We start from the raw sequence: 7,927 nt of genomic DNA, 5'->3' as shown, positions 1-7,927 counted from the left end.
TTATGAGCTCATCCCGTAAGTTCGTTTGAAAATGGCCCCGCTCATGAAAGCGGGTTATCGGTGTGCCTTGATCGTCTTCTGTTTTCATACACTTCTTTTTAGTGTATAGTTTTTTCCGGACGAGTCAGAGATTGGAGGATGGAGGTTAGAGATTAGCTTTTAATATCTTATATGCCTACTGGCGCAAGTATTGTGTGGTGGGCGGAGCCGGGCTTACTTGTGCCTTTGGCATCTTACGAACTTTAAATAGCACGCAAAGGCGCTAAGACGCAAAGTTTCTTCTTAGCGCCTTCGCGCCTTTGCGTGAAAACAAATTGTAAAAGTTGAAAGCCCCTTAATCGTTAGAACGCAAACTCTCTACCGGGTTAGCGATAGCCGCTTTGATAGACTGGAAACTTACAGTAATAAATGCAATCAGCAAAGCCATAAAAGCAGCCAGCGCAAATACCCACCATTGGATATCAATACGGTAAGCAAAATTTTGCAGGTATTTGCTCATCGTGAGCCAGGCAATGGGCGATGCTACGATCACAGCTACGAATACCAGTTTCAGAAAATCGACAGAAAGCAAGCTTGTTATATTAGCTACAGATGCGCCGAGCACTTTGCGGATGCCGATCTCTTTGGTACGCTGAAGCGTTAATAGTGAGATAAGCCCAAGCAAACCAAGGCAGCTGATAAAAATAGCGATCACTGCACTTGAGGTGATCAGCTTATTTATCAGATCTTCCTTTTGATAAAAATCAGCTATTTGCTGGTCAAGGAACCTATATTCAAATACATTATCGGGGAAAGCAGTCTGCCATTCTTTTTTAATATGATCAATAACCACCGAAGGATTACCGGGAGCGATCTTTACACCTACGTACTGGTAACCTTTTCTGAAGGTGCTAATGTATTCAGGAGCAATAGCCGTATACAATGATTTGGCATGAAAATCTTTTACCACCCCTACTATAGTTCCCGGATTGTTTGACAAATCGCCGGCAGTAAAGTGCCTGCCGATGACTTGCTGAGGGTCTTTGAAACCTAATTTGTGTACCATTACTTCATTGACCAAATATTCACGGGCAGTATCACTTTCAGCAATATTACGCCCGGCAACCAATTGCATCCCAAAGGTTTTTACATAATCCGCATCGCCAATCTGTGTGTAGCCAACAAACTTTTCCCAATCGCGGGTATCATATTTAATTGAACCTCCCTTATCCGCTGTTGAAGATGGTGCCCGGTAACAAAAGGAAACACTTTTTATGGCTGGATCGGCCAACAGTTGGTTACGCAGATAATCAGTTTTGCTTTTATCGCTATTGGGTACAGGGAGCATTAAAACAGCATTTTTATTAAAACCAAGGTCGGCCGTTTTAAGGTATTTAACCTGCATGGTTATTAATATGGTACTGATTATAAGTACCTGCGCTATTACATTTTGTACAATAATTAAACCTTTACGTGTAAAACCGGCAACTTGTGTCTGTCCGCCAACCTGATTTTTCAAGGCACTAACCGGCTTAAACCTGCTCAATATAAGGGCAGGATATGAACCGGCGGCTAATATAATAATGGCTAAAACGGCTACAATAAAACCTGCAAGCCGATAGTCGGTAAAAAGATTAAAACTTAACAGCGTTTGCAGCCAGTTATTTAAAACCGGTATGGCCACAATAACCATAACAAATGATAGCAATGCGGCAAAAACTACGATATATGAAGTTTCGGAAATAAACTGGATAAATATGGCCGCCGGCGAACTGCCCAAAACCTTGCGGGTACCAATCTCCTTTGCCCTTTTAAAACTTTGTGCCGTAGCCATGTTTATGAAGTTAACACAGGCTATGATGATCAACAGCAAACCTATTATACCCAGTGTAACCAACAAAGACCGTTGAATAACACCCGCGAAACGGCCATCGAAATGTACCTCGCTTAAAGGCAGCATCATAAAATGATATGGTTTTGCTTCTGCTGCGCCCTGAGCTTTAACATTCAGTTCGTTTATATCACTTTCTACTTTTTGCGGATTTACCCCCTCCTTCAGTTCAACATAAATAGAGTTGGTTGAATTGATAAAATTCCAATCATTGTGCATTGGCGTATAAACATCCGGGTAAATGTTTTTAAGCGTTGATAATGAAAGAAACAGATCTGCTTTAATATCGGTATTTGCAGGGTGATCTTTTACTACACCTGTTACTTTAAATATATTTTTGTTATCAACACTAATATTTTTGCCGATAACATCCTGGCTGCCAAAATATTTCTGAGCCAGCCCATGACTTAAAACGACAGCATTGGGTTCGGTAAGGGCGGTATTTTTATTCCCCTGCTCCCACTGATAATCAAACAGGTTAAAAAAATGGCCGTCGGTTATGCCAATGTTTTCATGCTCGGCAAACATTTTTTTACCGGATCCCTCACTTTGTGGGATAGTAACATTGATATCATGCATCCGTAATAATACACCTACATCTTTTACCCGCGGATCATTGGCTTTCACATCCCTTGCCAAAGCTAAAGGTGCACCCTGATCGTACAATGGCACCCCATCAAAAAAAGTTAAACGGTGAACAACCCTATACACCTGTTTGGCATCATGATGATAGGTATCAAAACTTAAGTGATAGGTAATAAACTGAAATAGTATAATACTACAGCCAATGCTTAGCGCCAGGCCGAACATATTAATAAAGGTGTAAAACTTATGCTTCCAAAGGTTGCGCCAGGCTATTTTAAAGTAGTTTTTTATCATGCCGAATACTTTATACGATAATACGCAAATCCCTTTAAATGAGTAGTTAAATTATGTTAAAGGTGAAAGTGTCCGATGTTTTTCAAACATTGGACGCTTTCATACAATCGCAGTTACCTTTTTAGCTTTCGCCTTTAACCTTTCGCCTCCAAAAATCACTCACTCCTTAAACTATTCACCGGATTAGCCAAAGCTGCTTTGATAGATTGGATACTCACCGTTATCAGCGCTATCAAAAGGGCAATGCATGCTGCAACCGCAAAGATCCACCAGGAAATATTTGTACGGTATGCAAAATCCTGCAGCCATTTGTTCATCATATACCAGGCCACCGGAAAGGCTACGATATTGGCTATCAAAACTGTTTTCAAAAACTCTGCAGATAATAGTCCGATGATGTTTTGCACACTGGCACCAAGTACTTTACGGATGCCGATTTCTTTTACACGTTGTTCGGCAGCAAAAGCGGCCAAACCGAGCAGGCCCATAGCTGATATTAAAATAGCTATAATGGCGAACGCGGCTATCAGCGTTGAAGAACGTTGTTCGGCATGGTAAAGCTTATTATAGCCATCATCAATAAAACTATAATCAAACGGCTGATCCGGGACAAATTCATTCCATACATTTTGAGCTATCCTTATAGCTGCAGCTGCATTACCGGGAGTTGTTTTGATATAAAAACTACGCGCCCAATCAGTGTGGTTATTGATAACCATTGGACCTATTTTTTCATGAAGGCTCCTGAAATTAAAATCTTTAACCACACCTGCAACTATGCCCGAATCTCCGTTAAACTTAAAACGCTGCCCGATGACAGGTTTATGGATATTGAGCTGTTTTACGGCAGTTTCATTTAAAATTACATTGTGTGCGTCTGTACCAGCCTTATCAAACCAATGCCCGTCGCGCATTTTAAGACTTAGTATGTGTTGAAAGTTTTCGTCGGCCGATATGGTAGAAACAGAAGGTTTATAGTCCTGCGGACGGCCATCCCAATCCATCGACCCTGAAACTTTGTTGTTATTGTTAAAAAAAGCATCATTAGCCGAACGGGAGACTTCACTTATAGCACTCTGCTGCTGTAACTCATTGGCTATGCTTATCAGTTTTGATTCCCTTAGCTTATCATCTAAACCAAGCACCTGCCAGGGTATAGTTATTACAAAAACATGTTCGCGCTTATACCCTAAATCGGCCTTTTGCATAAAATTAAGCTGGCGATAAATGATCATTGTGCTGATAATGAGCATTACTGATATGCCAAACTGTAAAATAACCAGGGTTTTGCGGATACCTCCATCCTTAAAATTCAATAATGCCCTACCCTTAAAAACACTTAATGGCTTAAATGATGATAGCAGTATAGCCGGGTATAACCCATTAAAAACAAAACAGACAACCAGTGTACCCAGTAGTATCAGCCATGTAATGCCGGATGTTAGTGGTTGTACAAAATGCTTTTCGGTGATCTGGTTAAACCATGGCAGGCATAACTGGATAAACAAAACAGCAAATAACAATGATAAGAAACTTACAACCAATGACTCCGACATAAACTGGGCAAAAAGCTGCCTCCTGCCTGCACCTACAATTTTACGTACGCTCACCTCTTTTGAGCGTACACTCGCCCTGGCGGTAGTCAGGTTTACGTAGTTTATACACGCTGTAGCCAAAAGCAAAAAAGCCAGGATCAGGAATACATTAACCAATTTCAGATTACCGTTTTCAAACGATGAGCTTAGCAGTCCGCTTTCAAAATGCATATCCTTAAGCCCGATTATACTCATTGTTGTATTTTCACTGCCTTTATTATTTTTCCTGATAATTTGAGTCAGCTTTTCACCCACATCCTTAATACTTACCCCCGGCTGCAATTTCAGAAAAGTAAGTCCACTATAGTTGCCCCAATTGCTTGCCTGGCTTTTTTCATGGGCATCGCTTAATTTGGCTTCAACCGGGATCAGCATATCGTACTGAAAGCTGGAGTTTGCCGGGTTGTCCTTAACTACTGCCTGTACCTGGTAGTTCATTGAATCAATCTTCAGCATCTTACCTACAGCTTCGCCGTTGCCAAAATACTTTTTTGCTGTGGATTGTGTCAGGATTAAACTAAACGGATTTTTTGAAAAGCTTTCGGCACTGCCATCAATAAAATCATAATGGAATACTTTAAACCAATTGGCATCAATAAAAGCATACTTTTTTTCAGCTATCAACTGGTTATCGTGATGTACGGTCATCATATATCCCGGCCACAGAAATGTATAATTCTTTATGCCTGGTATTTCCTGTTTAGCTACGGAGCCTAACAAATAAGGCGATGACTCCCAGTCCCACGTTTCATCTTTGGTTAGGCTTAGTTTGGTTTTTATCCGGTAGATATTAACAACATCCTTATGATAATTGTCAAAGCTAAACTCGTTTTGCACCCACAGCATAATAAATACTGCCGCGGTAATACCAATGGTAAGCCCGGCAATATTAATGAAACTGATAGTACGGTGCTTACCTAAATTACGAAACGCTACTTTAAAATAATTTCTGAGCATATTTTCTAATCATTTTGTCATTGCGTCATTAGGTCATTGTATTTGCGCCCAATCAAAAAAATGACTTAATGGTGCAAAGCAAATGACCTAATGACAAATTTATTCCGAACGTAAACTCTTCGTTGGGTTTGCCAATGCCGCCCGGATAGTTTGGAAACTTGAAGTGATCAGCGCTGTTAACAGCATTCCACCCCCACTTATTACAAAGATCCACCAGCTAATGGAAGTCCGGTCGGCAAAGCTTTCCATCCATTTGTTCATGGCATACCAGGCCAGCGGGGTTACCAATACAAAGGCCAGTACAATAAGCATTACCAGCTCGGTTGAAAGCAGCGTAACTATTTGAGTTACTGTTGCACCCAGCACCTTGCGTACCCCTATCTCTTTGGTGCGCTGATTGGTATTATAAATAGCCAAACCTAATAAACCAAGACAACTGATAAATATAGATAAGCCTGTAGCCCAGGTTAGCAAAGTTGAGGTGTGCTGTTCAGCATCGTAAAATTTGGCAATGCTGGCATCAAAAAAGTCATATTGAAAATCATCTTCAGGATAAATCTCTTTCCATGTTTTTTCCATCGACGCAATGGCCTTCTTCCAATCGTCTCCTCCTGCAGTTTGTGGCTTAAGGGCTATATGGAACGTGCCGTTGTTATAATAACTGTTACTGATATGGATGCATGTAGGTTTTATGGCAGCGTGCAGCGATTCGGAATAAAAATCGGCCACTACACCTATGATCTGCATTCTTTTATCGCCGTTAAATTTATCAATATACTTGCCTACTGCATCTGCCGGATTTTTAAACCCGATGAGTTTTGCATAAGTGTTATTGATTAAAAATGCACTTGTGCTGTCGCCGTACTGTATATTCCGCCCGGCTAAAAGTTTAATTTTATATACATTGATGTAATTAGGATCTCCATACTTTTCGTATAGTTCAATTTTAGTTTCCTTTTTGCCGTCAATGTAGGTAGCCTCTGTTGAATTGGTGCTGGTTGATGATGGCGCCGCCTTGCCCGCGCTTACCAGCTCAACCTGTGGTATCGCCTTCAGCTTATTCATAAACACCTGGTTTTTACTCAGGGTTCGGTTTTTCCAGGGCGAGTTAATGATGAGAATGGCATCTTTTTTAAAACCAAGATCTTTAGTCAGCGCATAGTGAATTTGCTTACTCACCAGCACGGTAGCCATTATAAAAAACTGGGCTATCACAAATTGCGTTACTGTTAATGATTTGCGCAGCCATGCATTACGGGTTTTGCTGCTGTTTGACGATGCCTGGTTTTTAAGCACCAATACGGGTTTGTAACCCGAGAGCAAAGCGGCGGGATAAAAACCTGATAACAGGCTTACCACTATTGTTAATAAAAACAGGAACACCAAAAGATTAGGTTGGTGCAGCAAATCGAGTTTGATACCTTCGGCGATAAAATCCTTAAACAATTTTAATATAGCCGGAGCCAGCGCTACCGAAATGATTACAGCAAACAGGGTAATGATAAACGTTTCGCTTAAAAACTGGATAATAAGCTGGGTGCGACTGCTTCCCATTGTTTTACGTACACCAATTTCTTTGGCCCTTTGGGTAGCCTGTGCAGTAGTTAAATTGACAAAATTGATACATCCTAATAGTAACAGGAATGCAGCAATAATCAGCAAACCGTAAAGTGTTGTTTTATTAGCCGGGTTACCACTATCAAACGTCCCGTAAACGCTATTAAAATGAACATCACTTAAGGGCTGTAAGGTAAAATTACGGGTATTGCCTTTATTTTCCGGCTTTGGAGGGTTGTTCTTTTTAAGGATAACGTTTAGTTGCTTTTCAAAATTGGCTACGGTGGCATTGGGAGCTAACTTAACAAAAAGTATAGATGAGGAAGTGGTGCCTCCCCAGTTGGTAAGACTCAACTCATCAGCGAGCGCTTTATTATTCTTAGCCGTTGAATAGGATACAAAATCATGAAAAGTAAAATCGGTGTTCCCCTTCAATGGTTCAACAATACCGGTAACTGCTGCGCTAAGGGTATCATAAGTGATCACCCGGCCTATCATCTGACTGTATGAAAGTTTAGGGAAATATTTTTTTGCCTGATCCGCCGTAAGTACAGTTTTATTGGGTTCGTTGAGTGCTGTTTTTTCGGAACCGGCCAGCCAGTTGTATTTAAACATACTGAAATAGCGCCCGTCGGCAAGGATCACGTTATCCTGTAATTTAAACTTAGCGGGAACACTTCCTTTTCCCGGAACAAGTACATTGGGCTGATTTAAGGTAAAGAATGGTGCAGTGAGTTCAACGCCGCTTACACCATTTCTTACGGCTTCAGGCACAGGGCCCGACACTCCGCGGTTATGAGCCTCTTCGCCCGAAAAGGTATAGTTTGACACTACCCTGTAAATCCGGTCGCCATTATCAAAGTTTTGATTAAACGTAAAATCAAAATGGACTATCAGGTATATCACCAGCGCAGAGCTGATCCCAATAGATAAACCGATCACATTGATGAAAGTAAAAAATTTGTGCCGCCAAAAATTGCGCAGCGCAATTTTGAAATAGTTTTTAAACATCTTATTGGTCATTAAGTCATTGCGTCATTAAGTCATTTGACTTTTCTCATCAACCATA

3 protein-coding genes are annotated in these 7,927 nt (G+C 40.9%); all 3 read right to left on the bottom strand.

Annotated features, from left to right (window positions below):
- Positions 1 to 334: 334 nt before the first annotated feature.
- Positions 335 to 2,749 carry an ABC transporter permease gene (locus tag ACFFGT_RS12345; RefSeq protein ID WP_377022842.1) on the bottom strand — a complete coding sequence of 805 codons (2,415 nt, stop codon included), beginning with the start codon at positions 2,747 to 2,749 and terminating at the stop codon, positions 335 to 337.
- A gap of 155 nt (positions 2,750 to 2,904) precedes the next feature.
- Positions 2,905 to 5,301, bottom strand: a complete 2,397-nt coding sequence (locus tag ACFFGT_RS12340) for an ABC transporter permease (RefSeq protein ID WP_377022841.1) — start codon at positions 5,299 to 5,301, stop codon at positions 2,905 to 2,907.
- A gap of 99 nt (positions 5,302 to 5,400) precedes the next feature.
- The gene (locus tag ACFFGT_RS12335) at positions 5,401 to 7,869 is read right to left on the bottom strand and encodes an ABC transporter permease (RefSeq protein ID WP_377022840.1); all 2,469 of its coding nucleotides are present in this window, start codon (positions 7,867 to 7,869) and stop codon (positions 5,401 to 5,403) included.
- Positions 7,870 to 7,927: the final 58 nt, after the last annotated feature.

The organism is Mucilaginibacter angelicae (assembly GCF_042434235.1).
GTDB classification, from domain to species: Bacteria; Bacteroidota; Bacteroidia; order Sphingobacteriales; family Sphingobacteriaceae; genus Mucilaginibacter; species Mucilaginibacter angelicae.
This window is presented reverse-complemented; position numbering and strand designations above follow the sequence as displayed.

Coding starts and splice junctions, on each gene's coding strand:
- ACFFGT_RS12345 (WP_377022842.1), bottom strand. CDS start 2,749: ATGATAAAAAACTACTTTAAAATAGCCTGGCGCAACCTTTGGAAGCAT.
- ACFFGT_RS12340 (WP_377022841.1), bottom strand. CDS start 5,301: ATGCTCAGAAATTATTTTAAAGTAGCGTTTCGTAATTTAGGTAAGCAC.
- ACFFGT_RS12335 (WP_377022840.1), bottom strand. CDS start 7,869: ATGTTTAAAAACTATTTCAAAATTGCGCTGCGCAATTTTTGGCGGCAC.